General features: G+C 60.2%; 26 protein-coding genes and 1 pseudogene. 9 read left to right on the forward strand and 18 right to left on the reverse strand.

All coding sequences use genetic code 11. The features are described from left to right. Nucleotides 1–180: 180 nt before the first annotated feature. The 5 genes from PPUTUW4_RS07415 to PPUTUW4_RS07435 all read right to left on the reverse strand — a co-directional run bounded on the left by PPUTUW4_RS07415 (nt 181) and on the right by PPUTUW4_RS07435 (nt 3343). Nucleotides 181–573, reverse strand: coding sequence for a response regulator (locus PPUTUW4_RS07415; RefSeq protein ID WP_015094052.1), 393 nt, complete (start codon nt 571–573; stop codon nt 181–183). Nucleotides 574–751: 178 nt separating this feature from the next. Next, nucleotides 752–2080, reverse strand: a complete 1329-nt coding sequence (locus PPUTUW4_RS07420) for a deoxyguanosinetriphosphate triphosphohydrolase (protein WP_015094053.1) — start codon at nt 2078–2080, stop codon at nt 752–754. Nucleotides 2081–2296: 216 nt separating this feature from the next. Continuing rightward, entirely contained in the window at nt 2297–2641 is a 345-nt protein-coding gene (locus PPUTUW4_RS07425; protein WP_015094054.1) for a hypothetical protein, read from the reverse strand. After that, entirely contained in the window at nt 2638–3027 is a 390-nt protein-coding gene (locus PPUTUW4_RS07430) for a phage holin family protein (RefSeq protein WP_015094055.1), read from the reverse strand. The genes PPUTUW4_RS07425 and PPUTUW4_RS07430 overlap by 4 nt, the downstream gene beginning before the upstream one ends. A 1-nt stretch (nt 3028) precedes the next feature. Continuing rightward, nucleotides 3029–3343, reverse strand: coding sequence for a YqjD family protein (locus tag PPUTUW4_RS07435; protein ID WP_015094056.1), 315 nt, complete (start codon nt 3341–3343; stop codon nt 3029–3031). A 328-nt stretch (nt 3344–3671) separates the two neighbouring features. Here PPUTUW4_RS07435 and PPUTUW4_RS07440 point away from each other — a divergent pair, with 328 nt between their 5' ends. From PPUTUW4_RS07440 to PPUTUW4_RS07455, 4 genes are all read left to right on the forward strand, one after another. Beyond that, nucleotides 3672–4880, forward strand: a complete 1209-nt coding sequence (locus PPUTUW4_RS07440; protein WP_007973484.1) for an ammonium transporter — start codon at nt 3672–3674, stop codon at nt 4878–4880. Nucleotides 4881–4981: 101 nt separating this feature from the next. Then, nucleotides 4982–5218, forward strand: a complete 237-nt coding sequence (locus PPUTUW4_RS07445) for a glutaredoxin family protein (RefSeq protein ID WP_015094057.1) — start codon at nt 4982–4984, stop codon at nt 5216–5218. 172 nt (nt 5219–5390) lie between these two features. Next, nucleotides 5391–5708 carry a hypothetical protein gene (locus PPUTUW4_RS07450; protein ID WP_015094058.1) on the forward strand — a complete coding sequence of 106 codons (318 nt, stop codon included), beginning with the start codon at nt 5391–5393 and terminating at the stop codon, nt 5706–5708. 63 nt (nt 5709–5771) lie between these two features. Beyond that, complete coding sequence (locus tag PPUTUW4_RS07455) at nt 5772–6662, forward strand: pseudouridine synthase (protein ID WP_015094059.1); 891 nt, start codon at nt 5772–5774, stop codon at nt 6660–6662. An 85-nt stretch (nt 6663–6747) separates the two neighbouring features. Here PPUTUW4_RS07455 and PPUTUW4_RS07460 read toward each other — a convergent pair whose 3' ends face one another. After that, nucleotides 6748–6969 (reverse strand): YgdI/YgdR family lipoprotein, encoded by a 222-nt coding sequence (locus PPUTUW4_RS07460; protein WP_007973479.1) that lies wholly within the window; start codon nt 6967–6969, stop codon nt 6748–6750. Between the two features lie 76 nt (nt 6970–7045). Continuing rightward, nucleotides 7046–7660: a molybdenum cofactor guanylyltransferase MobA gene (gene mobA / locus PPUTUW4_RS07465; RefSeq protein ID WP_015094060.1), complete on the reverse strand. Its 615-nt coding sequence runs from the start codon at nt 7658–7660 to the stop codon at nt 7046–7048. Between the two features lie 81 nt (nt 7661–7741). Here mobA and moaB point away from each other — a divergent pair, with 81 nt between their 5' ends. Together moaB and glp are read left to right on the forward strand one after the other, a co-directional pair. Then, complete coding sequence (gene moaB, locus PPUTUW4_RS07470; RefSeq protein WP_015094061.1) at nt 7742–8281, forward strand: molybdenum cofactor biosynthesis protein B; 540 nt, start codon at nt 7742–7744, stop codon at nt 8279–8281. A gap of 22 nt (nt 8282–8303) precedes the next feature. Then, entirely contained in the window at nt 8304–9491 is a 1188-nt protein-coding gene (gene glp / locus PPUTUW4_RS07475; RefSeq protein WP_162139259.1) for a gephyrin-like molybdotransferase Glp, read from the forward strand. Between the two features lie 65 nt (nt 9492–9556). Here the strand turns inward: glp and PPUTUW4_RS07480 are convergent. Continuing rightward, nucleotides 9557–9772 (reverse strand): annotated as a pseudogene (locus PPUTUW4_RS07480) (hypothetical protein); the annotation flags it as partial. 245 nt (nt 9773–10017) lie between these two features. On the opposite strand from PPUTUW4_RS07480, the gene yegS reads away from it, so the two are divergent. Beyond that, a complete protein-coding gene (gene yegS, locus PPUTUW4_RS07485; RefSeq protein ID WP_015094064.1) occupies nt 10018–10935 on the forward strand; it encodes a lipid kinase YegS in 918 nt (305 codons plus the stop codon). Here the strand turns inward: yegS and PPUTUW4_RS07490 are convergent. From PPUTUW4_RS07490 to PPUTUW4_RS07500, 3 genes are all read right to left on the reverse strand, one after another. Further along, nucleotides 10919–11578: a response regulator transcription factor gene (locus PPUTUW4_RS07490; protein ID WP_015094065.1), complete on the reverse strand. Its 660-nt coding sequence runs from the start codon at nt 11576–11578 to the stop codon at nt 10919–10921. The genes yegS and PPUTUW4_RS07490 overlap by 17 nt on opposite strands. Continuing rightward, on the reverse strand, nt 11575–12468 hold the full coding sequence (locus PPUTUW4_RS07495; RefSeq protein ID WP_015094066.1) for a sensor histidine kinase: 894 nt from the start codon (nt 12466–12468) through the stop codon (nt 11575–11577). The genes PPUTUW4_RS07490 and PPUTUW4_RS07495 overlap by 4 nt, the downstream gene beginning before the upstream one ends. 477 nt (nt 12469–12945) lie before the next feature. Next, on the reverse strand, nt 12946–13416 hold the full coding sequence (locus PPUTUW4_RS07500; protein ID WP_015094067.1) for a hypothetical protein: 471 nt from the start codon (nt 13414–13416) through the stop codon (nt 12946–12948). A gap of 461 nt (nt 13417–13877) precedes the next feature. Here PPUTUW4_RS07500 and PPUTUW4_RS07505 point away from each other — a divergent pair, with 461 nt between their 5' ends. Continuing rightward, complete coding sequence (locus PPUTUW4_RS07505; protein WP_015094068.1) at nt 13878–14813, forward strand: chemotaxis protein CheV; 936 nt, start codon at nt 13878–13880, stop codon at nt 14811–14813. A 189-nt stretch (nt 14814–15002) separates the two neighbouring features. Then, nucleotides 15003–15809, forward strand: coding sequence for an MOSC domain-containing protein (locus PPUTUW4_RS07510; protein WP_015094069.1), 807 nt, complete (start codon nt 15003–15005; stop codon nt 15807–15809). A gap of 84 nt (nt 15810–15893) precedes the next feature. Here PPUTUW4_RS07510 and PPUTUW4_RS07515 read toward each other — a convergent pair whose 3' ends face one another. The 7 genes from PPUTUW4_RS07515 to PPUTUW4_RS07545 form a co-directional block, all read right to left on the reverse strand. Beyond that, nucleotides 15894–16178 carry a pyrimidine/purine nucleoside phosphorylase gene (locus PPUTUW4_RS07515; RefSeq protein ID WP_007940055.1) on the reverse strand — a complete coding sequence of 95 codons (285 nt, stop codon included), beginning with the start codon at nt 16176–16178 and terminating at the stop codon, nt 15894–15896. A gap of 69 nt (nt 16179–16247) precedes the next feature. Further along, entirely contained in the window at nt 16248–16790 is a 543-nt protein-coding gene (locus PPUTUW4_RS07520) for an exonuclease domain-containing protein (RefSeq protein ID WP_015094070.1), read from the reverse strand. A 71-nt stretch (nt 16791–16861) separates the two neighbouring features. Next, complete coding sequence (locus PPUTUW4_RS07525) at nt 16862–18823, reverse strand: acetyl/propionyl/methylcrotonyl-CoA carboxylase subunit alpha (RefSeq protein ID WP_015094071.1); 1962 nt, start codon at nt 18821–18823, stop codon at nt 16862–16864. Nucleotides 18824–18934: 111 nt separating this feature from the next. After that, a complete protein-coding gene (locus PPUTUW4_RS07530) occupies nt 18935–19732 on the reverse strand; it encodes an enoyl-CoA hydratase-related protein (protein ID WP_015094072.1) in 798 nt (265 codons plus the stop codon). Further along, a complete protein-coding gene (atuD, locus tag PPUTUW4_RS07535; RefSeq protein WP_015094073.1) occupies nt 19729–20886 on the reverse strand; it encodes a citronellyl-CoA dehydrogenase in 1158 nt (385 codons plus the stop codon). The genes PPUTUW4_RS07530 and atuD overlap by 4 nt, the downstream gene beginning before the upstream one ends. 24 nt (nt 20887–20910) lie before the next feature. Next, entirely contained in the window at nt 20911–22527 is a 1617-nt protein-coding gene (gene atuC / locus PPUTUW4_RS07540) for a geranyl-CoA carboxylase subunit beta (RefSeq protein WP_015094074.1), read from the reverse strand. 3 nt (nt 22528–22530) lie between these two features. Next, complete coding sequence (locus PPUTUW4_RS07545; RefSeq protein ID WP_015094075.1) at nt 22531–23400, reverse strand: SDR family oxidoreductase; 870 nt, start codon at nt 23398–23400, stop codon at nt 22531–22533. Nucleotides 23401–23410: the final 10 nt, after the last annotated feature.

Here is a 23410-nt window from a genome sequence, read left to right on the forward strand (position 1 = left end):
ACGGACCGGGCTGTAGCAGCAATATAGGAGAAATCCTACAAATTAAAAGGAATAGGACTACGTATTAACTAGGTTTCTTATTAGGAAGTCTGGGGAATTTGGCGGTCTGGTGGATTTTTTTTGGAAGTTGTTTGTAGGTTTTACGCTGTGTATTTGTCGGTTCTTATATGTGCTTTTTGTTTATGTTGGTGCCAGGGTCAACAGGTCTCTCAATTCAGATTGTTTCAATGGTTTTATTAAGTAGCCCAATAATGGCAGTCCGTGTTCATTGGCCGTTTTTACAAGTTCATCCAGTTCAGACGTCGTCAGGCTGCTCAGCATGATCGCCTGTCTGATCAGCCCTCGCTGACTGGCGAACCGGACCAGATCGAGTCCGGTCAGATCGGGCAGGCATTGATCGCATAAAAGGATGTCGAATGGCTGGTCGACCCCGAGCATCTGCAGCATGGCGCTTCTGGCGCTGTCGGCGGTAGTCAGTCGGGTGAAGCCATAACTTTCCAGCAGGCATTGAGTGGCTATCAGTTGGAAGGGGTGGTCCTCCACCACGAGGATGCGTAGATCGTCTTCGGCCATGGTGCACACTTCATCTGTCGAACAGAGGGAGGGCGATTGTTTCGCGAGAGTGCCGGACAGGCGATCAGTTCGCTCGCCATGTGTTGTAGGGCGATTCGACGAGACTTGAGCGCTGTTGGAGGTTGAGGGGGGGGATCAGCCAAAACGAACGCCGTAATGGCTGATCAAACGAAGCACCTCAGTGGCTGGCACGTCCGGTCATTTCCAGGGCCATGTCACTGGCATAGCTGTCGGTCATGCCGGCGATGAAATCAATCATGCGCAAAAACGACGTGTGCAACGGGCCGTGAGGGTCGGGTGCATTGTTACCCAGCAGATCAAGGATGCGGCGACTCTTGAATGACGGGGTCCGGCCGTTGTGCTGCTCCAGTGCTGCGCCGCAAAAGGCATTGAGGAGAATTTCCAGGGTGGTGTAGGCGCCGATCTCGTGCAGGGTCTTGCGCTTGTCCTGGAAGATTTTCTTGCGGGCCATGTCCTTGGCGTTCAACACGCAACGCTTGGCGGGCCCGTGCATGTGCTCCACCAGGTCGCCGGGCAATGTGCCGGCCAGCAGTGCGTGCTGTTGCTCGACGAAGGCGCGGGCCGCGGCATTGGTCAAGTGTTCGATGGCCTTGCCGCGCAGGATCGCCAGTTTGCGTCGGCGCGAATCGCCGGGACCGAGCTGGCGGTAGGTCTCCGGCAAGTCGTCGCCCACCAGGTCCAGCAGCAGGGACTCGACTTCGGCGTACTCCAGCAATTCCATTTCCAGGCCGTCTTCCAGGTCGATCAGCGCATAGCAGATGTCGTCGGCGGCCTCCATCAGGTACACCAGCGGATGCCGCGCCCAGCGTTGTTCCTCAAGTTGTGGCAGGCCGAGTTTATGGGCGATCTGCTCCAATAGCGGCAGCTCGCTCTGATAACAGCCGAACTTGTGTTTCTTGTAGCCCAGCGAATCGGCGTGCCTGGCCGTCCATGGATACTTCAGGTAGGTGCCCAGGGTTGCATAGGTCAGTCGGGTGCCGCCGTCGAACTGGTGATACTCCAGTTGAGTGAGTACCCGAAAGCCCTGGGCGTTGCCTTCGAAGTTCAGGAAGTCATTGCGCTCGGCTTCACTCATCGCATCCAGCCAGCCACGGCCGGCGGCTTGCTGGAACCAGTGACGGATCGCGTCTTCACCGGAATGGCCGAACGGCGGGTTGCCGATGTCGTGTGCCAGGCAGGCCGATTGCACCACCATCCCCAGGTCGCTGGGTTCGCACCAGTCGGGCAGGGCGTTGCGGATGGTTTCGCCGACCCGCATGCCCAGCGAGCGCCCCACGCAACTGACTTCCAGCGAGTGGGTCAGGCGCGTATGAATGTGATCATTGCTGGACACCGGATGGACCTGGGTCTTGCGCCCGAGGCGGCGGAAAGCCCCCGAGAAAATGATGCGGTCGTGGTCTTTGTGAAAAGGGCTGCGGCCGAGTTCTTCAGGGCTGTGCAGAGGCTTTCCGAGGCGTTCGCGGGTAAGCAGGGTGTGCCAATCCAAGGCGGGACTCTCCGTCAGGTGACTGATGGCCTAGCTTCCCGTTTCGCGTCATGACCTGCAAGCGGAACTACAACCGGGCGCCGTCGATATCTAGGCCACCTTGCAAGAGCTTTTTTCGCAGGGGGGCAATTGACCGGGTAGGCGCAAAGGATTGCCCCCCCTCGATAGAGGGGGCATCCCGTCGATACTGCAAGAGCGTAGCCAGAAAGAAACTGATCAGTCTTTGCGCGAAGAGCCCTGCATGATCAGTCTGATCAGCGGCCCCAGTGTGGTGCCGAGGCGGATGAGCCGGGTCAGGCTGCTGAGGCCACCGCCATTCTTTGCGCCCTTGCCGGTCAGAAAACCCAGCAAGGTGACGGCGGCCACGCCCCAGAGTGGCGCGTGTTTGATGCCGAAACCGTCCTGCAGGTTCTGCGTCATCCCGCGCACGCGTTGCAACGGTTGCAGCAGTTGCGCGGATTCGTGGCGGATTTCCTGGCGGTGCATTTCCATGCGCAGGCGAATCAGCGCCTTGCGCATTTCCGTGCGTGAGCTGTTGCGTGGCAATTCAGGCAGGTTCATGGCAGCAGGCGCTCCCGATCGTTGGCCAGCTCTTCCAGCGTCCCGTGGAAGGGCGAGGACTCATCGAAAATCGCTGCCCTCAAACGCATCGCGCAGAATATGGCGGCGAGGGTGTAGAACACGCAGAGCCCGATGATGGCGGTCAGGCGATAGGTGTCCCAGAACACGATCAGCACCAGCGTCGACAGCCCTACCAGCAGCAGCAACGCAAACACCAGCGCCAGACCGGCAAACAGCAACAGGCTGACGGTGCGGGCTTTCTGTTCCTGCAACTCGATGCCGAACAGTTCGACATGGCTGTGCAGCAACCCCAGGAAGGCAGCACCCAGGCGCCGCGATGAGGAGCTTGTTCCCGTCGCAGACGGGCCGGATTCACCGATCGACATATCAGCGCCGGCTGGCCAGCAGGCCGATCAGGAAACCCACGCCGGCCGCGATTCCGACCGATTGCCAAGGGTTGGCCTGGACATAGTCTTCGGTGGCGGTGACAGCCGCCTTGCCGCGTTCGCGCAGGGAGTCTTCGGTCAGCTTCAGGGTTTCACGGGCACGTAAGAGACTTTCGTGAATCTGCTCGCGCAACTCGTCGGCCTGGTCGCCGGCCAGGGTCGCGGTGTGCTCCAGCAACCGTTCGGTGTCACTGACCAGTGTCTGAAAATCGTTCATCAGGATTTCTTGAGCAGTCTTTGCCTGGATGCGGGCCATGGTGGATCTCCATAAGTGGCTTTCTGATGGGTTCGAGTATGAGCCTTCTGCGAAGGTTCAGTACAAATGACTGGTACAACTTTTGCTGTGTCGTGGTGCGCCGGTCCGCACCATTGCGCTATAGCCGGGCATGATTTCAGTAAAACCGTAGGACCAACAATCAAAAACGCGCGCAAACGTCCGGATCACGTTTTTCCCGGACGGTGTCCGTGCACCATGGCGGTTCAACGAGATCAGTCCTCTGATGCTTCGAAGCTGCAACTTGGTGCGTGGGCGGTCATCGCGAACTGCTTTGGTGCTTTTTTCTGCCATAAGGTCTGCCCATCCCATGGAAAATTTGCAAAGCGCCGTGGACACCCTGGTCCATAGCTCCAACACGCTGTTCATTCTGATCGGTGCGGTCATGGTTCTGGCCATGCACGCCGGTTTTGCCTTTCTCGAAGTCGGAACCGTGCGACAGAAAAACCAGGTCAATGCCTTGTCGAAAATCCTCAGTGACTTCGCCGTATCGACACTGGCTTACTTCTTTATAGGCTATTGGATTTCTTATGGCGTGACCTTCATGCAACCGGCGGCCGTGCTCAATGCCGACCATGGTTATGGATTGGTGAAGTTTTTCTTCCTGCTGACCTTTGCCGCGGCTATCCCTGCGATCATTTCCGGAGGAATCGCCGAGCGCGCCCGGTTTGTCCCGCAGCTGTGTGCAACTGCGTTGATTGTCGCGTTCATCTATCCGTTCTTCGAAGGCATGGTCTGGAACGGCAACCTGGGTTTGCAAGCCTGGCTGCTGGAGCGTTTTGGCGCCGGTTTCCATGATTTCGCAGGTTCAGTGGTGGTGCATGCCATGGGCGGTTGGCTGGCACTGGCGGCGGTGCTGTTGCTCGGGCCGCGTAATGGCCGCTATCGCGAAGGTCGGCTGGTCGCGTTCGCGCCCTCGAGCATCCCGTTTCTGGCGTTGGGCTCATGGATCCTGATTGTTGGCTGGTTCGGCTTCAACGTCATGAGCGCGCAAACCCTGCAAGGTGTCAGCGGACTGGTGGCGGTGAACTCATTGATGGCCATGGTGGGCGGTACGGTGGCCGCGCTGATCGTCGGGCGCAACGACCCCGGCTTTCTGCACAACGGACCGTTGGCGGGACTGGTGGCGATCTGCGCCGGCTCCGACCTGATGCATCCGGTGGGGGCGCTGGTGACCGGCGCCGTCGCGGGGGCGTTGTTTGTCTGGTGCTTTACCGCCGCTCAGGTCAAGTGGCGCATAGACGACGTGTTGGGTGTCTGGCCGCTGCACGGTTTGTGCGGCGTGTGGGGCGGTATTGCCTGCGGCATTTTCGGCCAGAGCGCTTTGGGCGGGCTGGGTGGGGTCAGCCTGATCAGCCAGTTGATCGGCACCGCACTGGGCGTCACCGTGGCTCTGGCCGGCGGGTTCGCCGTGTATGGCGTGATCAAGGCTCTGCATGGATTGCGTCTGAGTCAGGAGCAGGAGTATTACGGCGCGGACCTTTCGATCCACAAGATCGGCGCCGTCAGCCAGGACTGACACAGGTCTGATCATCGCTGGCATCAGGCAGGAGACTCAATGGCTCGACGGTTTTTCGGAGCAGGCCTAGAATGGTCACTTCATTTTCCGGTTGAGTGCTCATGCTTCCCGAATGTCAGCTGTTCGGCACCCTTGGATGCCATCTCTGTGAAGTAGCCGAAGCCATGTTGATGGAGTTTGTCGAGCGCGGTCTGCTGGTGGAGCTGGTGGATATCGCCGAAGATGAAACCTGGTTCGCCGCCTACAGCCTGCGCATCCCGGTGTTGCGGCGGGTCGACACCGGTGCTGAACTGGGCTGGCCATTCAGTGCCGATGAGGTGGTGGCGTTCTTGCTTTGAGCGGCTTTTGCGCTGGTGGTGTTTCCCGTCTGTCGAACTTTGCGATTGATCCCCTTGGCTTATCCGGTACTGATCGGATACTGTATGCGCATACAGTTATTCGTGGCGCTTGCATGGCCGCTGCTGATTTTCGGCAGCGAGCAGACAAGCCCGGGCGTGAGAGGGATGAATCGTGGTCAATGTCGAACAGTTGAAGAACAGCGTGAACCGGATGTCCGCAGACGTCGTGAGTGAAGCTGTTCTTGAGTTGCGTCTGGATGGTCTGGTGACCGAGGGCAAGACACCCTTCAACAAAACGCATTTCAATACCTGTTTCGCAGAGATCGAAGCCTTGTTTCAACGCGCGGGTTATCACCGGCAACTCGATGTCGTGGGTTATCAGGGATTGTTGTATGCCCTCTATGACCCCGCTCGCTGGGAGGCGGTTGATGTACTGCGCTGGCTCAAGGAATACACCGAAGCGGCGGCGCGCACACGGATTCCGGCTTGAGGCTAGGCTCACTCCCCGTGCTGTTGGATAATGCCGCCCTGCACTGAGGGTTAGAACTTTCGTATGTCCACTTCTTCTTTTTCCGCGGCACACAGCCAGGCCAGTACGCTGTACTTGCCACCTGGCCCGTGGCTGACCGTTGTCGATTGCCTGTGCGAGCATTTCAGCGCCATTGGTCGGGAACAATGGCTGGACAGAATCGCCCGTGGCCGGGTCCTCGATGGGCAGGGCATGCCGATTGCCCTCGATTTGGCCTACAGGGAAGGTTTGCGGATTCATTATTTTCGCGAAGTGCCGGATGAAAAGCCGATCCCGGTGATCGAGTCGATTCTGTACGCGGACGAGCATCTGGTGGTGGCCGACAAACCGCACTTTCTGCCGGTGACGCCGGCTGGTGAATACGTCGAACAGACGCTGCTCAGGCGCTTGATCCGTCGCCTGGACAATCCGCATCTGGTGCCATTGCATCGCATCGACCGGCATACCGCAGGGCTGGTACTGTTTTCCGCCAATCCACAGAGTCGTTCGGCTTATCAGTCGTTGTTTCCAACCCGGCAGATCGAAAAGCGTTATGAGGCCATCGCAGCGGCGTTGCCTGAACTTGCCTTCCCGCTGGTTCATAAAAGCCGGCTGGTCGATGGCGAGCCATTCTTCCGCATGCAGGAAGGGCCTGGGGCCTGCAACACCGAGACGGCGATCGAAGTCAGGGAGAAACAGGAGAAACTCTGGCGGTATGGTCTTTACCCGGTGACGGGCAAGAAACATCAGTTGCGGGTACACATGGCGGCGTTGGGCGCCGCTATCTGCAACGACCCGTTTTACCCCGAGGTGCTCAAGGATGCGCAGGATGACTACGCCAATCCTTTGAAGCTGCTGGCCCAGGGGCTGAGATTCATCGATCCGGTCACAGGCCAGGAGCGAGTGTTCGAGAGTGAAATTACCCTGCAATGGTGATCCTGAACGGCGCCCCTGAAGTGCTGTTCTTCAGGCATGAAAAAGCCCGCATCAAGCGGGCTTTTCTGTATCCGGTGGCACCCGGTTACAGCTCTTTGACGGTACGGACCTGATCTTTGTTGATGCGAGTCTGTTTGCCATCGAGCTGTTCGAATTCGTAGAAGCCGGAATCCTTGTCGAACTCTGGCGTGTCGACGGCCTGGATTTCGCGACCGTCATTCAAGGTGATCACCGTAGGCGACGCGCAACCGGCGAGGGTGGCGAGGCCCAGTGCGAGCATGAAAGTGGCGAGTGTCCGTTGCATCATGAGTGTGTCTCCGAATATGAATTCTTTGGTTGCTGAACTTGAGACGTGAACCGTCCGCGCAAGTTCCTGATCAATGTCAGTCTGACACAGTGTCGTGACCGCTTGCATGACCGCTTAATAGTTCCGGCGTGTTGAGGTTGGCCAGCCGAGGGTCATTGTCGGGGCATTGCAGCGCGGTCGCGCCGAGCTTGCGCATCAACCGGCCAGGGCTGCGCTCACCCTCGTTCCAGGCCTTTTCAAAGGCTGCCCTGTGCAGCACTGGAATTACACACAACAACGGCTCCCAGTGGTCATCGTGCCGCACCATCAGTGGCTTGTCCGGATTCAGGTTGGCGGTCTCGCGCATGGTGCCGATCAGCGCCGCATCAATGCCCGGAACGTCACAGGGCAGGACCAGCATATGGGTATGGCGGGCCGCTTCCAGGCCCGCGCGAATTCCCGCCAGGGGCCCGGGGAAGTCACCTTCATCGTCGTGGACCAACTGGTCGGCGTAGGGCGCATACTTCTCCAGGTTGCGATTGCAGGAGATGATCAGGTCATCGGTCAGCGGGCGGGTCTTGCGATGCAAGTGAGCAATCAGCGGTTCGCCTCGCCAGTCCAGCAACCCCTTGTCCCGCCCCCCCATACGTTGGCCGCGACCGCCTGCCAGGAGCAGAATGGAGCAGGGTGGCAATTGTGAATTCATGATCATGGCAGGTCTCCATGGGAGCGGCGAAAAAACGGAGCGCTGTGATATAACACCGGGCTGTTTCTCCTACAACTGGACGAGCCTATGAAAGCCAAGGCTGATGTACCTTTCGCACCGCTGAACATTGCAGTGCTGACTGTCAGCGATACCCGCACGCTGGAAACCGACACCTCGGGTCAGCTCTTTGTCGATCGCCTGAGCGCCGCCGGTCATTACCTGGCAGCCCGGGTGTTGCTCAAAGATGACCTCTACAAAATTCGTGCGCAAGTCGCCAACTGGATTGCCGACGATGTCGTGCAGGTGGTGCTGATCACCGGCGGAACCGGTTTTACCGGGCGTGACAGCACACCGGAAGCCGTCAGCTGCCTGCTGGACAAGCAGGTCGATGGATTCGGCGAGCTGTTCCGTCAGATCTCGGTTGCCGATATCGGCACCTCGACCGTCCAGTCCCGGACGTTGGCCGGTCTGGCCAATGGCACGCTGGTTTGCTGCTTGCCGGGTTCGACCAATGCCGTGCGCACCGGTTGGGACGGCATTCTGGCCGAACAGCTGGATTCGCGGCATCGCCCGTGCAATTTCGTGCCCCACCTGAAACAGGCAGCGCCTTGTGAATCCCGTGGGTAAGCCGGGCAAGACCGGCAGCCTGATGCCCGTCGAGGTGGCGTTGGCACGCTTGCTGGAAATGGCCGAGGCTTCGAGGATTGTCGAGCGTGAACGCTTGCCATTGGCGCAGGTGCAGGGGCGTGTACTGGCTGAAGATCTGCTGTCGACCCTTGATCTACCGCCCTGGCCCAACAGTGCCATGGACGGGTATGCCCTGCGCACGGCTGACTGGACGGGAGAGCCGTTGGTGGTCAGCCAGAAGGTGTTTGCTGGCCAGGCCCCCGATCCGTTGCAGCCTGGAACCTGTGCGCGCATTTTCACCGGAGCGCCTGTTCCCGCCGGTGCCGATTGCGTCGAGATGCAGGAAAACGCCGAGGTCCAGGCGGATGAGCGAGTGCGTTTCACGCAAGCCTTTACCCAGGGCCAGAACATCCGTCCGCAAGGCCAGGAAGCGACCGTCGGCGAGTTGATTCTGCCGGCAGGCACACGCCTGGGGCCGATCGAGCAAGGATTGGCTGCCTCATTGGGCTACGCCGAGCTGGAGGTCGTTCGCAAGGTACGTGTGGCGGTGCTGTCGACCGGCGACGAATTGGTTGAGCCGGGCCAGACGCTGGGTCCGGGACAGATCTACAACAGCAACCGGGTGTTGTTGTGCAGCTGGTTGCAGGGTCTGGGCTGTGAGGTCGTCGACGCGGGCATTCTTCCGGACGATCTGCAAACCACTCGTTCCCGATTGGGTGAGTTGAAGGATGTCGACCTGATCCTCTCGACCGGTGGCGTATCGGTGGGAGAAGCCGATTTTCTGGGTATCGCCTTGCGTGAAGAGGGCGAACTGACGCTGTGGAAGCTCGCCATCAAGCCCGGAAAACCGTTGACGTTCGGACATTTTCGCGGTGTGCCCGTGATCGGCTTGCCGGGCAATCCGGCATCGACCCTTGTGACTTTTGCCTTGTTGACCAGGCCCTATCTCCTGCGTCGTCAGGGTGTAAAGGAAGTCGAGCCGCTGAAGGTGCAGGTACCGGCAGGGTTTGACTGGCCCCAACCTGGCAATCGGCGGGAGTATTTGCGTGGACGGCTGGAAAACGGCAGGGCGACGATCTACAAAAACCAGAGTTCCGGTGTATTGCGCAGCGCTGCCTGGGCTGATGGACTGGTAGAAGTCCTGGAAGGTCGCACGCTGGTTCAGGGCGATAGCGTTTTCTTCATTCCGTTGAGCGAAGTACTGAGTTGACCGCTTCAGCGGATTAGCCAGGCAAAAACCCGGTTGATTGAACCGGGTTTTTGCTTGATGGCCATTCAATGTGCCAGGAACAATGAAATGACCTGCTCGAAACGGCTATTGGCGATCCAGCCAATAAGTCCGAGGATCACGACCGTTCCGCAGGCGGAGTAGGCGAGCCTGTGCTTGATGGATTTGACGTCACCGCGGATTTCGTCCAGGTCCCTGCGTATGTGCTTGAGGTGTGTTTCCAGCTCGGTGACGCGAGGTTCCATATCAATTTCTCCCGTGGCTCTTGTGCTGGCCGGTAATCCAGGGTTTTGGCCTTGCTTGGCACGTCCCTGTGGTGTCCTGCTGAAACCCCAAGGTCTACCAATTCGGATTTGCGGTCAATTGAGCTGATTCCTCACGTCCTGTAAGAAAAATCCTGCCGTAGGGGATCAAGTTGCCTGACTGGAAATAATTGGTTTTCTGGCGACCTTTAACAGCGCCTGCGCGGTCAACATCTCCCAGATGCCATTCAAACGGGAGTGAAGTAATGAGCGATCGCAAGGCGCTGTTGATTCTGCATGGCAAACAGGCACTCAACGAGGCGGTTCGCGCCGCCGTCGAAAACCGTCGTGAACAAGGCTGGGAGCTGGCTGTGCGATTGACCTGGGAAGCCGGCGATGCGCAGAGACTGGTGGGCGAAGCGTTGGCGGCCGGTTATCGACACATCATCGCCGGTGGCGGCGATGGCACCTTGCGGGATATCGCCGAGGCCATGGCGGAGCACTCGAAAAAAGCCAGCCTGATACTGATGCCGCTGGGAACCGCCAACGATTTTGCGCGTGCGGCAGGCGTGCCCCTGCAGCCTGATCAGGCGCTGGCGTTGCTTGATACCGCGCCGACCCCCATTGATCTGGGGGAGGTCGACGGGCAGATATTCCTGAACATGGCGACCGGTGGGTTTGGCAGTCATGTCACGGCGAACACCTCGGAGGAGTTGAAGAAAATCCTCGGTGGTGCTGCTTACCTGTTCACCGGCCTGTCACGCTTCAATGAGCTGCATACCGCCTACGGTGAATTGCAGGGACCGGATTTCCACTGGAGCGGCGATCTGCTGGCGCTGGGCATCGGCAATGGCCGGCAGGCCGGTGGCGGGCGGGAATTGTGCCCACAGGCCCTGGTCGATGATGGTTTGCTGGACATCAGTATCCTGCCGGCACCGCAGGAGGTGGTCGGTACATTGAAAAACCTGCTGACCGAAGGTTTTGGCATCGACAGCATGTTTGTCCGGGTGCGCCTGCCATGGGTCGAGATCAAGGCCTCGGAAGGGCTCTGCATCAACCTTGATGGTGAGCCGCTGGTCGGGGATAACCTGCGTTTCTCGGTCCGCCCGGCGGCGTTGCTCGTGCATTTGCCTGAAGACTCGCCGCTGTTACGGGCCAGTGAAGTGGCTAGTCATCAAGGCTGATGATTTGTTCACGCACGGCGAACAGCACCAGGCCGGCCACATCGTAGATCTGCAAACGCTTCATGATCTGCGAACGGTGGGTTTCGACGGTCTTGACGCTCAACCCCAGGCCGTTGGCAATCTCTCGGGTGGATTTGCCGCGAACGATCAACCGCAGGATTTCCAGCTGGCGTGCCGTCAGGTTGTGCGAGTCGGCAGGTTCGGGTTGGTGCTTCTGATTTCGGATCAGGGCCTGGGTGATCACCGTGTGGGCAATGGCCGGGCTCAGATAGCGCTCGTTGTTGCGCAAGGCGTCCAGCGCGTGCTCGAGTTCGGTCGCCGTGGTGTCCTTGAGCAGATAGCCGTGGGCTCCGGACTCCAGGGCCTGCATGATGAGGGCCGGGTCGGTGTGCATCGACAGGATCAGCACCTTGCTCTGCGGGTGCACCCGCTTGAGCTGTTGCAAGGCTTCGAGGCCGCCGGTCTGGCGCATCGAAATATCCAGCAGGACAATATCCGGGGACAGATGCCCGACCATTTCGAGTAACTGCGAGCCGTCATTGGCCTCACCGACGACGGCGTAGCCGGGCAGGTCCATTACCAGGGCGCGCACGCCAGCCCTGATCAGCGAGTGGTCATCCACCAGTAGTAAATTACAAGTCAATGCATAACCTTATTCGAACTGGCCCGTTCGAGCGCACGGGGCGCCCAGGGAAATAGAGCTTCGATTTGAGTGCCTTTGCCCGGCTCGCTGGTAACGGTCAACGTGCCGCCCAGTTGATCGATACGTTCCGACATCCCGGCCATACCGCGTTGCCCTTCGCGACCTGGGTCTGTTGCGGGTGCGAAGCCCTGGCCATCATCGCTGATCTGCAACCTCAGGCCTTGGGGCAGGCGCTGCAGGCATACCAGCAGGTTCTTGGCCCGGGCATGTCGCAGGATGTTGGTGACCGCTTCCTGGGTAATGCGAAAAGCCGCCACGGCCATTTCCTCCGGTATGCCGGTCAGGCGCTGCTGGCATTCCAGGCTCCAGTGTACCGGGGTGTTGGCCAGGGTCTTGAGCAGGTGTGCCCGCAGACTGGCTTCCAGCCCGAGGCTGGTCAACTGCCGGGGATTGAGAATGGCGGATACGTCACGAACTTTGGCCAGGGTTTCTTCCAGTGTGTCGCACAGGACCGTGCATTGTCCCCGGAGCTCTTCGGGCATCCGGCGTTTGAGCCAGTCACTTTGCAATTTTGCGGCGGTCAGCAATTGACCGATGTCGTCATGCAGTTCGCGGCTCAGTCGGTGACGCTCGTTTTCCTGGACCTGCAACAGCCGGTCGGCCAGCTCCTGAGGCTCGAATTTGATCGATTTGCGCGAGAGGCAGTACTGCACGGCAACACTGGTCAGCGCTGCAATGTTGAGCACCAGCAATGACAAGGGCAACGGAATGGACAAACCATGGACCAGCAAACTGCCGAGGGTCGAGCAGGCGCATAGCAACAGCGTGAATCTGCGAGCATTTTCCCGGGAGGGCGGCCACTTGGCGATTGACTTGAGGCTGGCGTACATAGCGGATGGAGCCAATGGATGTTCGCTGCGGGCTGACCGGTCATGCTGGCTGACAGGCCCCTGTTTTTTATGTGGAGCGCCGACGAGTTCAGCTGCGAACTGCAGCGAGCTGTGTCCGGCTGCGATCACGCAGCCATTAATTGGCGTCAACTAACAGGCGGCATAGTAGCACTTAAGATACCGTTGGTCGCGTCCGTATGCATGTCCGAAAAGTCAGGAATCCAGTCGTTTCGACAATGCTTCCATAATGGAACAAGTTGGTTGTTGCCATCGCAAAATACCGATAGCCCCGGGGGGGGGGGCTGTTGATACCAGGCAATACCTGATCAAGGCTGGCGCGCAATTGTCGATAGGCAATAGTGGTTGTTTTAAGGATGTCGCTTATAGCTATGAAATATTCACTTGCGACATATGCGCACTCAATTAACAGTGCGGTACTGATAACCAAACCCCGCCATACGGCATAGTTGGATTAGTTCAAGCCCGTCGTTCCGAATAGGGCACGAGGGTCAGCGGCCTGGAATTGGCCGGTGGTTGAAACCGGCTTTGCCCGACCTGAAAGGCAAAGGCTTCGATAAGGGTGACCTGCTCGCTGTCGTCGAGGCTGAGTTGCCCGGTGGTCTGGTCGATGAGTTCGAGTTGCCAGGCAATCAGGGTCAGACAGTCTTTCAGGGCGCTCAGCGCCTCGTCGTGCAGGCTCATGGTGTTCTGTGCGTGGTTCAGCAAACCATGAATGTGCAGCGAAAATTCAGACACGGCCGCCAAAGCCAGGGCATCGGCCTTGTTGGCCAGCTTGAGCAGCGTGCTGAGCATGCAGTCGATGGCGTCCTTGTCATTGCTGATCAACTGCAGATGGCTCAGGCATTCCTCGGTTTTAGCCAGGAGTGTTTCAGCCTCGACGAGAAACTCCGGGAGCCGCTGGGCCCACTCTTTACGATCGTTCGGCATACTTATCTCCACAACGTCATGTCAAATGAGGGGATATCGTGTGTGTCGACGAGGGCGGTCGGAACCCCGGCATTGCCGAGTCGTCGGGTGAACGAACGGCGGCTGGCCCAGAGGCTGGCTGGGGAACACGAGAGGGTGGTTGGCCACTGGCTTGCGATCGCACACAAAAGCCTGACTCCGTTCATGCAATGAGAATGGCGTCACATTAATGGCTATTGGATATTGCGAACATCAGGTTGCACCTGATTGTTGATAGGGGAATCCCTTACGCAACGGAACCTTTCGCAAGAACCGGGGTCGCGGTGCAGAAGTGCCGCAGATGTAATCACAGCGCCAGTAAAGCATGATGTTAATGTGACATCAATGCCTGTGCGTGGCATTTTAGAGAGGGTCAAGCTTCGGCAAAAACAGCCGATAACCTTCTCTAAGTGAATTCATCCGAACAAGACCAGGAGTCATTGATGGCCGGCATTCTCGACACGGTAGACCAACGCACGCAACTGGTGGGTGAGAATCGCCTGGAGATCCTCATGTTCCGCCTCGCCGGACGGCAATTGTTCGCGATCAACGTCTTCAAAGTACAGGAAGTCCTGCAGCTGCCAAAGTTGACGCTGATGCCGCAGCGCCATCCTTTTGTCTGCGGCGTGGTCAACCTGCGCGGCCAGACCCTGCCGGTGATCGACCTGTCCCAGGCCATCGGCATGCGCCCGCTGGTGCCGGGGCCTGGCAGCACGATTATCGTCACCGAATACAACCGTTCGGTTCAGGCCTTCCTGGTCGGCGGCGTGGACCGGATCGTCAACATGAACTGGGAAGCCATCCTGCCGCCACCGAGCAGCGCCGGCCGCCAGCACTACCTGACGGCAATCAGCAAGGTCGATGATCAACTGGTGGAAATCATCGACGTCGAAAAGGTCTTGGCCGAAATCGTCCCGTACAACGCCAAGGTCTCCCGTGACAAGCTCGAAGACCCGGTACTGGAACGCGCCCGTGGCCGAGAGGTGCTGCTGGTGGATGACTCCAACGTGGCCCTGGCGCAATTGCGCGATACCCTGGGACAGCTGGGCGTGAAGATGCACATCGCCAGCGATGGGTTGAAGGCCTTGAACATGCTCAAGGCCTGGGCGGACAGCGGCGTGGACATGACCGAAAAACTGCTGATGATCTTCACCGATGCGGAAATGCCGGAAATGGATGGCTATCGCCTGACTACCGAAATTCGCAACGATCCGCGCCTGCGCGGCTTGTACGTGGTGCTGCACACTTCTTTGTCCGGCAGCTTCAACGATTCGATGGTGAAAAAGGTCGGCTGCGACAATTTCCTCTCCAAATTCCAGCCGGACAAACTCGTCGACGTGGTACGCCAGCGCCTGATGCTTGACGAAGTACCGGCCTGATTAAAACTGCGGACAACCTGTGGGAGCGAGCCTGCTCGCGAAGGCGGTGTGACAGTTGGCATGGTTATCGACTGATACTCCCACTTCGCGAGCAGGCTCGCTCCCACAGGGGGCAGTGTTTGATCGTCACTCTTTGATTCGATCATCAAGCTCGTATAGGGTGGCGTTTTGCCTAAGAGGGAGCTGGCCATGTTGCGTCTGAGCGCGCTGTATCGTTATCCGTTGAAGTCCGCCAGGGGCGAGACGCTGCAACGGATCGGTCTCGATAAACTCGGTCTGGACGGCGATCGCCGCTGGATGCTGGTGGATGAAGCCAGCGGTCGTTTCCTGACCCAGCGTGCGGTGGCGCAGATGAGCCAGTTGTCGGCGTTGTGGAATGCCGAAGGCGGCCTGACCCTCAGTGCGCCTGGTCATTCGCCGATCGACGTAGCCTTGCCCGGCCTTGATGCAGAACTGCGTGGCGTGACGATCTGGCGCGATACCTTGCGGGTCCCCGATGCAGGCGATGCCGCCGCAGCCTGGGTCAGCGAATTTATTGGTAAACCGACACGTCTGGTGCAAGTGCCACTGGATCGGGCGCGGATGACGGAGGCGGGCTACGGCAAGGATGACGACCAGGTGGCGTTCGCCGATGGCTATCCGCTGTTGCTGATTGGCCAGGCCTCCCTCGAGGACTTGTCGAAACGGGTCGGGCGTCCGTTGGAGATGCTGCGTTTCCGGCCAAACCTGGTGATCGAAGGCAGTGAAGCCTTCGCCGAGGACGGCTGGAAGCGTATTCGCATCGGCGATGTCGAGTTCCGCGTGGTCAAGTCATGCTCACGCTGCATCCTGACCACCATCGACCCGCAAACCGGCGAGCGCAGCGACGACCGAGAACCCCTGGCAACCTTGCAGAAATACCGTTCGCAGGCGGACGGCGCGATGTTTGGCCAGAACCTGGTCAACGACGGCAACGGTCGACTCGAAGTCGGCATGTCGGTGGAGATCCTCGAATAATTTTGCGCAGAACAAAAAAATGCCCGTGCCGAAAAACACGGGCATTTTTATTGCGCTGACCTTTATTTCGGCAAAGCCTGCGGTTTAGCCGCGGTATTCACACAGGTAAGCGGTGTCGACGGCCACTTTGAGCTGGAACTTGCTGTTGGCCGGCACGTTGAACTGGCTGCCGGCGGCGAAGGTTTCCCAGTCGCTGCTGTCTGGCAGTTTGACGGTCAATGCGCCACTGACCACGTGCATGATTTCACGCTGGCTGGTGCCGAATTCGTATTCGCCCGGAGCCATGACGCCGATGGTCGCTGGACCTTCTGCGGTGCCAAAGGCGATCGACTTGACGGTGCCGTCGAAGTACTCGTTGACTTTAAACATGGGCGATTCCTCGAAAAGGGCTAAAAAGGGCCGGCCAGTATGCACAAGGCCCCGAGTGTCGTCACCTGTCTAAAGCGCAAGAACCAGCGGCAGCAGGCGTGCGGTATTGCGCGCATCTTCCAGCGCCCGGTGTTGCTGGCCGGTGAATTGCAGGCCGGCCAGTTGCAGGGCGCCGTTGAGCCCCAGCGGGCGTTCCAGACGCCTGGCCTTGGCAAAGCGCTGTTTGAGGTTCATGTGGGGCACGTTGGCCAGCATGCTGACGAGCCCCAGTCGCTGCCAATCCTGAAGCAGCTGTTTGCGATCGTAGTCGCCCCAACTGGCCCAGCCTTCAAGTCGCGTGTGGTGGTTGCCGAGCCAGCGCTCAAACGCCGGCCAGACTTCGCCCAGCGGTTGCGCCGCATCGATGTTGGCTTGGGTGATGTGCGTCAGCTCGCGGCAAAACGGCGTCAGCAAAGGCCGCCGCAAGGGGCGGACGAAGCGCTGGAACTGGTCCAGTTCGCGTCCCTTGCGGTCCACCAGGGTGGCGCCGATTTCAATGATTTCCATATCCGTTACGGGCCATCCACCCTCATCGGTGGTGGCCTCCAGATCAATGACCAGCCAATGAGGCATTGCAGGGTTCCTGGTATCCGCGTCCTGATAGGCTTTGAGCGTAGCCAAACCCGGCGGTTCCGCCTAGCGCCTTATTCGACCTCCAACAGTATCTGCCGGTTTTTCACCTGATCCCCGACTTTGACTTGCAAGCGTTTCAGGACACCGTCGATGCCTGATTTCAAGGGGTGCTCCATTTTCATCGCTTCCAGTACCACCAGCAGTTGGCCCTTGGTGACCGGGCTGCCTTCATTGACCAGGACGTCGACAATCGCACCGTCCATCGGGGCCTTGAGGGTGCCGCAACTGACACTGGCCCGGCTGGAAACCTGCGCCTGAGTGCGATCGGCAAACTGCAAGCTGCCCGGCCGGGTAAACAGCCAGAGTTGCCCTGCCTCCAGGCGATAGGCGTGGCGCTGGCGGATGCCATCGATTTCGAGGGTGGCACGGCGCCCGTCGCAGTGGAGGATCTTCAGCTCGATGCTGCGTTCGGCGACCTGAATGCGCAATGGTTCACCCGGGATCGCCTGCAACGTCACCACCCAGTCCTGATCCTCAAGGCTGATGCGATAGTGCAGGGGCACGCTGGCATTGTTGCGCCAACCGCCCAGCGGGGCGGGATGAGGCTGTGTCGAAGCCTGGTAGAAGAGGGCGGTTGCGATGGCCAGGTGTTGCGCGCCCGGGGCATGGGACTGCAGGCAGGCAGGGTCGGCAAAGTGCTGCGCGATGAACCCGGTACTGAAGTCACCGCTGGCGAACTGCGGGTGGTCCAGCAGGCTTTCGAGCAAACGCTGATTGCTTTGCACCCCCAGCAGCACGCTGTCTTGCACCGCTCGCAGCAATTTGCGCCGGGCCTCTTCGCGGGTGGCGCCGTGGGCGATGAGCTTGCCGAGCATCGGGTCGTAGAAGGGGCTGATGAGCTGACCTTCGATCAGGCCGTGGTCGATCCGCACGCCGTCCTGCAATCCCGGTTCCCAGGCCACGACGCGACCGGTTTGCGGCAGGAAACCCTGGGCCGGGTCTTCGGCATACAGGCGCACTTCCATGGCGTGGCCCGTGAGTTGCACCTGCTCCTGGCGCAAGGGCAGCGGTTGCCCTTCGGCAATGTTGAGTTGCCAGGCCACCAGGTCCAGCCCGGTGATCAATTCGGTCACCGGGTGCTCGACTTGCAGTCGGGTGTTCATCTCCAGGAAATAGAATTGCCCGCAGGCATCCAGCAGAAACTCCACGGTGCCCGCGCCGACGTAATGCACTGCCCGGCCGGCCTTGAGCGCCGCTTCGCCCATGGCCTGGCGCAGTTCAGGGGTCATCACCGGGCAGGGTGCTTCCTCGATGACTTTTTGATGCCGGCGCTGCACCGAACAATCGCGCTCGCCGAGGTAAATCAGGTTGCCTTGCCGGTCACCGAACAGCTGAACCTCGACATGACGGGGTTCGATCAGTGCCTGTTCGAGAATCAGTTCGCCGCTGCCAAATCCGTTCAGGGCTTCGGAGCGTGCAGTGCGAATCTGTTCCAGCAGGTTGCCGGCTTCGTGCACCAGGCGCATGCCGCGTCCACCGCCGCCAGCACTGGCCTTGATCATCAACGGATAGCCGATGCGTTCGGCTTCGCGGCTCAGGGTGGCGTCGTCCTGTTCGGCGCCTTGATAGCCTTTGATGCAGGGCACACCGGCTTCGATCATGGCAATCTTCGACAGGCGCTTGCTGCCCATCAGTTCGATGGCCTCGGGGCTGGGGCCAATGAAGGTGATGCCGGCATCCTGGCAAGCGCGGGAAAACCCGGCGTTTTCCGAGAGGAAACCGTAGCCCGGATGAATCGCATCCGCGCCCGTGCGCCGGGCGGCGTCGAGGATCGCCGGGATGTTCAAATAAGACTGTTGCACCGCGGCCGGACCGATGTTGACCGCCTCGTCGGCCATCTGCACGTGCAAGGCATCGGCGTCGGCGTCGCTGAACACGGCAACCGTGCGATAGCCCAGCGCCTGGGCCGTGCGCTGGATGCGGCAGGCGATTTCACCGCGGTTGGCGATGAGGATTTTCTTGAGTCCGGGCATAGGGGGCGTCTCTCAAATTGTGCGGTGAAAGTGCTGGCCTCTTCGCGAGCAAGCCCGCTCCCACATTTGAAATGCATTCCAGTGTGGGAGCTGGCTTGCCAGCGAAGCTTTTCAGGAGGCCCACCCCGGTTTGCGTTTTTGCACGAAGGCCATCGTTCCCTCGACGCCTTCTGCCCCGGTCACCGCTTCGCTGAACCATTCGGCTGCCTGATCAAGCAACTCATCCGACGGCTGACCCGCACTCGCCAGCAAGAGTTTCTTGGTCGCCGCGTTCGCCCCCGGCGCACAACACAAGACATGGGCCAACACCTCATCGAGACGCTCGGCCAGGGCCTGCGGATCATGTTCGACAAAGTGCACCAGCCCCATGCGCCGTGCCTGGTGACCATCAAACCGCGCCGCGGTCAGGGCAAGTCGCCGGGCCTCGGTCAGGCCGATGCGTTGCACCACGAATGGTGCGATCTGCGCCGGCAACAGGCCGAGGCTGGTTTCTGGCAGGCCGAATTGCGCCTGGTGATCAGCCAGGGCGATATCGCTGACGCAGGCCAGGCCGAGACCGCCGCCGAGTACCGCGCCTTGCAGCACCGTGATCACCACTTGCGGTGCGTGTTGCACCTCTTGCAGCAGTGCGCCGAACACCCGGTTCAGGTCCCGGTGCGCAGTGGGGCCTTGAGCTCGGGCGTTGGCCATGTCCTTGATGTCGCCGCCAGCACAGAAGTGCCCGCCGACGCCACCGATCACCAGCGCGCGAACCCCTGGCTTATCGCGTACCGCCGCCAGCACCGAGCGCAACTCGGCGACCATCTGCGAGCTCATCGCATTGCGGCATTCCGGGCGGTTGAGGGTGACGTGCAACACGCCGTTGTGCAGCTCCAGCAGCAAGGTCTGGCAAACCGGCAGGTTGTTCATTTCTTTTTCCCCGGCAGGATGCCCATCAACTTGCAGATGATCCCCAGCATGATTTCGTCGGCGCCGCCGCCAATCGACACCAGCCGCACGTCGCGGTAAGCGCGGGCCACCGGGTTGTCCCACATGAAGCCCATGCCACCCCAATATTGCAGGCAGCTGTCGCTGACTTCGCGGCCCAGCCGCCCGGCCTTGAGCTTGGCCATCGAAGCCAGGCGCGTGACGTCCTGGCCTTTGACGTATTGCTCGGTGGCCTGATAGACCAGCGCCCGCAGGCATTCGATTTCGGTTTGCAGCTCAGCGAGACGGAAGTGGATGACCTGATTGTCGATCAGCGCATTGCCGAAGGTTTTGCGTTCCTTGCAGTATTCGATGGTGCTGTCGACACAATATTCCAGGCCCTTGATCATGTTGGCCGCGCCGAACAGGCGCTCCTCCTGGAACTGCAGCATCTGCATCATGAACCCCGCGCCTTCATGGCCGATGCGGTTGCGCTGCGGCACGCGCACGTTGTCGAAAAACACCTGGGCGGTTTCCGAGCTGCGCATGCCGAGCTTGTCCAGGTGCGAACTCAAGCTGATGCCCGGCGTATTCATCGGCACCATGATCAGCGACTTGTTGATGTGCGGCTTGTCGTCCGAGGTGTTGGCCAGCAGGCAGATGAAGTCGGCGCTCGGCGAGTTGGTGATCCACATCTTGCTGCCGTTGATCACATAGTCGTCGCCGTCCTTGCGCGCGGTGGTTTTCAATCCGGCGACGTCGGAACCGGCACCGACTTCGGAAACACCGATGCAGCCGACCTGCTCGCCGCTGATGGCCGGGCGCAGGAATTCCTCGCGCAGCTCATCGGAACCGAACCGGGCCAGTGCCGGCGTGCACATGTCGGTCTGCACGCCGATGGACATCGGGATGCCGCCGCAATGAATGGTGCCGAACTCTTCGGCGGCGACGATCGAATAGCTGTAGTCGAGCCCCATGCCACCGAATTTTTCCGGTTTCGAAATGCCCAGCAAGCCGAGATCGCCGGCCTTGCGGAAGATGTCGTGGATGGGGAAGCGCCCGGCCTTTTCCCATTCCTCGACGTGCGGGTTGATCTCGTGCTCGACGAATTGGCGTACGGTGCGGCGCAGTGCTTCGTGTTCCTGGGTGAAGATCATTTTTATTGTTCTCCTTGAGCCGGCCTAGAGCCGGGCTACGCCAAAACTGTTGGCTTGCAATGGCCGCACCTGGGCCTCGTGACAAATGTCCAGCAAGTAACCGAGCAAGGTCCGGGTATCGCGCGGGTCGATCAAACCGTCGTCCCACAGATTGGCGCTGCCGTAGAGCGCCGTGGACTGGCTGTCGAGTTTCTGCGCGGTGACCTGTTCCAACATGTCGAGCATTTTTGGATCGGGCACCAGGCCGTCCTTGGCCTGTTTGGCCTCGGTGACGATGCGCAGCACCTTGCCCGCTTGCGCGCCGCCCATCACGGCGGTGCGGCTGTTGGGCCAGGCGAAGATGAAACGCGGGTCGAGGCCGCGCCCGCACATTGCATAGTTGCCGGCACCGTAGGAGCCGCCGACGACTATGGTCAGCTTCGGCACCCGGGCGTTGGCCACCGCTTGAATCATCTTCGCGCCGTGCTTGATCACCCCCTGCTGTTCCGATTCGGTGCCGACCATGAACCCGGTGGTGTTGTGGAAAAACAGCAACGGCGTCTGGCTCTGATCGCACAGCTGGATGAACTGCGCGGCCTTGCTCGCGCCCTTGGGCGTGATCGGGCCGTTGTTGCCGATGAAGCCACAGGCGCGTCCCTGAATTTTCAGGTGACCGCAGACGGTCTGCTGATCGAACTCGCCCTTGAACTCGAGAAAGTTCGAAGCGTCGGCAATCCTGGCGATGATTTCGCGTACGTCGTAGGGTTTTTTCGGGTCATCCGGAATCAGGCCGAGCAGTTCGTCGATGGGGTACAGCGGCTCCTCCCAGCGTCGTTCGGGGAGTGGGGGCAACTGCTCGTTCCACGGCAGCAGGCTGACGATCTCGCGTACCTGGCGCACACCGTCGGCGTCGTTTTCAGCCAGGTATTCGGCGGTGCCGGCGATTTGTGCGTGCATCTCGGCGCCGCCCAGTTCTTCATCGGTCGCGACTTCGCCGGTGGCGGCCTTGAGCAGTGGGGGACCTGCGAGAAACAGCTTGGCCTTGCCGCGCACCACCACCACGTAATCCGACAGCCCCGGCTGATAGGCACCGCCCGCCGTGGCCGAGCCGTGCACCACAGTCACCTGCGGCAACCCCATGGCCGACATCCGCGCCTGATTGGCAAAGCTGCGCGCGCCTTCGACGAAAATCTCCGCCGCGTAATTGAGGTTGGCGCCGCCGCTTTCGGCGAGGGTGATCACTGGCAGTTTGTTTTCCATGGCGATCTGTTGCAGGCGCAGGGATTTTTTCAAACCGCTGGGGGAGATGGTCCCGCCCCTGATCGCGCTGTTGTTCGCCACCACCAGCACGCGCACGCCAGACACATAGCCGATGCCGGCGATCAGGCCGCCACCGGCAGAGCTGCCGTCCTTGTCGTCGTGCAGCTTGTAGCCGGCCAGGCTCGCCAGTTCGAGAAACGGCGCGCCGGGGTCGAGCAGCAGATTGAGGCGCTCTCGGGGCAATAACTGACCGCGTTTTTCAAACCTGGGTCTGGCTTCGGCGGCCTTGTCCAGCAGGTTCTGTTCGAGCACGCGGACTTGTTCGATGGCGCTCAGCATCGCCGTACGGTTCCGGGCGAACGGCTCGCTGTGGGGATCGAGTTGCGACTGAATCACCGGCATGGGTTATTCCTTGTCCTTCAACACATCGGGTATGTAGGCGCGGTGGAAACCGTTGTACGACTCACTGTTGGTCGCTTTATGGATCGGCCAGGCGCGCCCGCCGAGGCTGGCGGCGCCGTCGATGCGCAGGGTGCTGCCGCTGACGAACGCCGCTGCCGGGCTGAGCAGGAAAACGATCGCCGCGCTGACTTCCGATTCGGTGCCGATGCGCTTGAGCGGTACGTGTTCGCGCAGGGTCGGGATCACGGCCTTGAAGGCGCCTTCGTAGGTGTCCATGCCGCTGGAGGCAACCCAGCCCGGCGCCACGGCGTTGACCCGCACGCCGGCATGACCCCATTCGTACGCGGCGGTCTTGGTCAGGTTGTCCATGCCCGAGCGTGCCGCGCCGGAATGCCCCATGCCGGGCATACCGCCCCACATGTCGGCGAGCATGTTGACGATGGCGCCGCCGTGCTTGCTCATGGATTGGTTGAATACTTCCCGGGCCATCAGGAAGCCGCCCACCAGATTGGTGCGCATCACGGTTTCGAAACCCTTCTGGTTGATCGAGGCCAAGGGCGACGGGTACTGCCCGCCGGCATTGTTGACCAGGCCATGGATCGGGCCGTGCTTGCGAATCAGTTCGCTGACCAGATGCGTCACCGCTTCTTCCTCGCGGATATCGCAAACGGCCCAGTCGGCCTTGCCGCCGTCTTCGGCGATCTCGGCCGCAACGGTTTTGAGCTTGTCGGCCTTGCGCCCGACCAGCAGCACATGGGCGCCGAGGGCCGCCAGTTCGTGGGCGGTGCAGCGGCCGATGCCGCTGCCGCCACCGGTGACGATGATGTTTTGGCCGGCAAACAAATCGGCTTTGAAAATCGAATCGTAGGCCATGGCGACAATC

The organism is Pseudomonas sp. UW4 (assembly GCF_000316175.1).
Lineage (GTDB): Bacteria > Pseudomonadota > Gammaproteobacteria > Pseudomonadales > Pseudomonadaceae > Aquipseudomonas > Aquipseudomonas laurylsulfatiphila.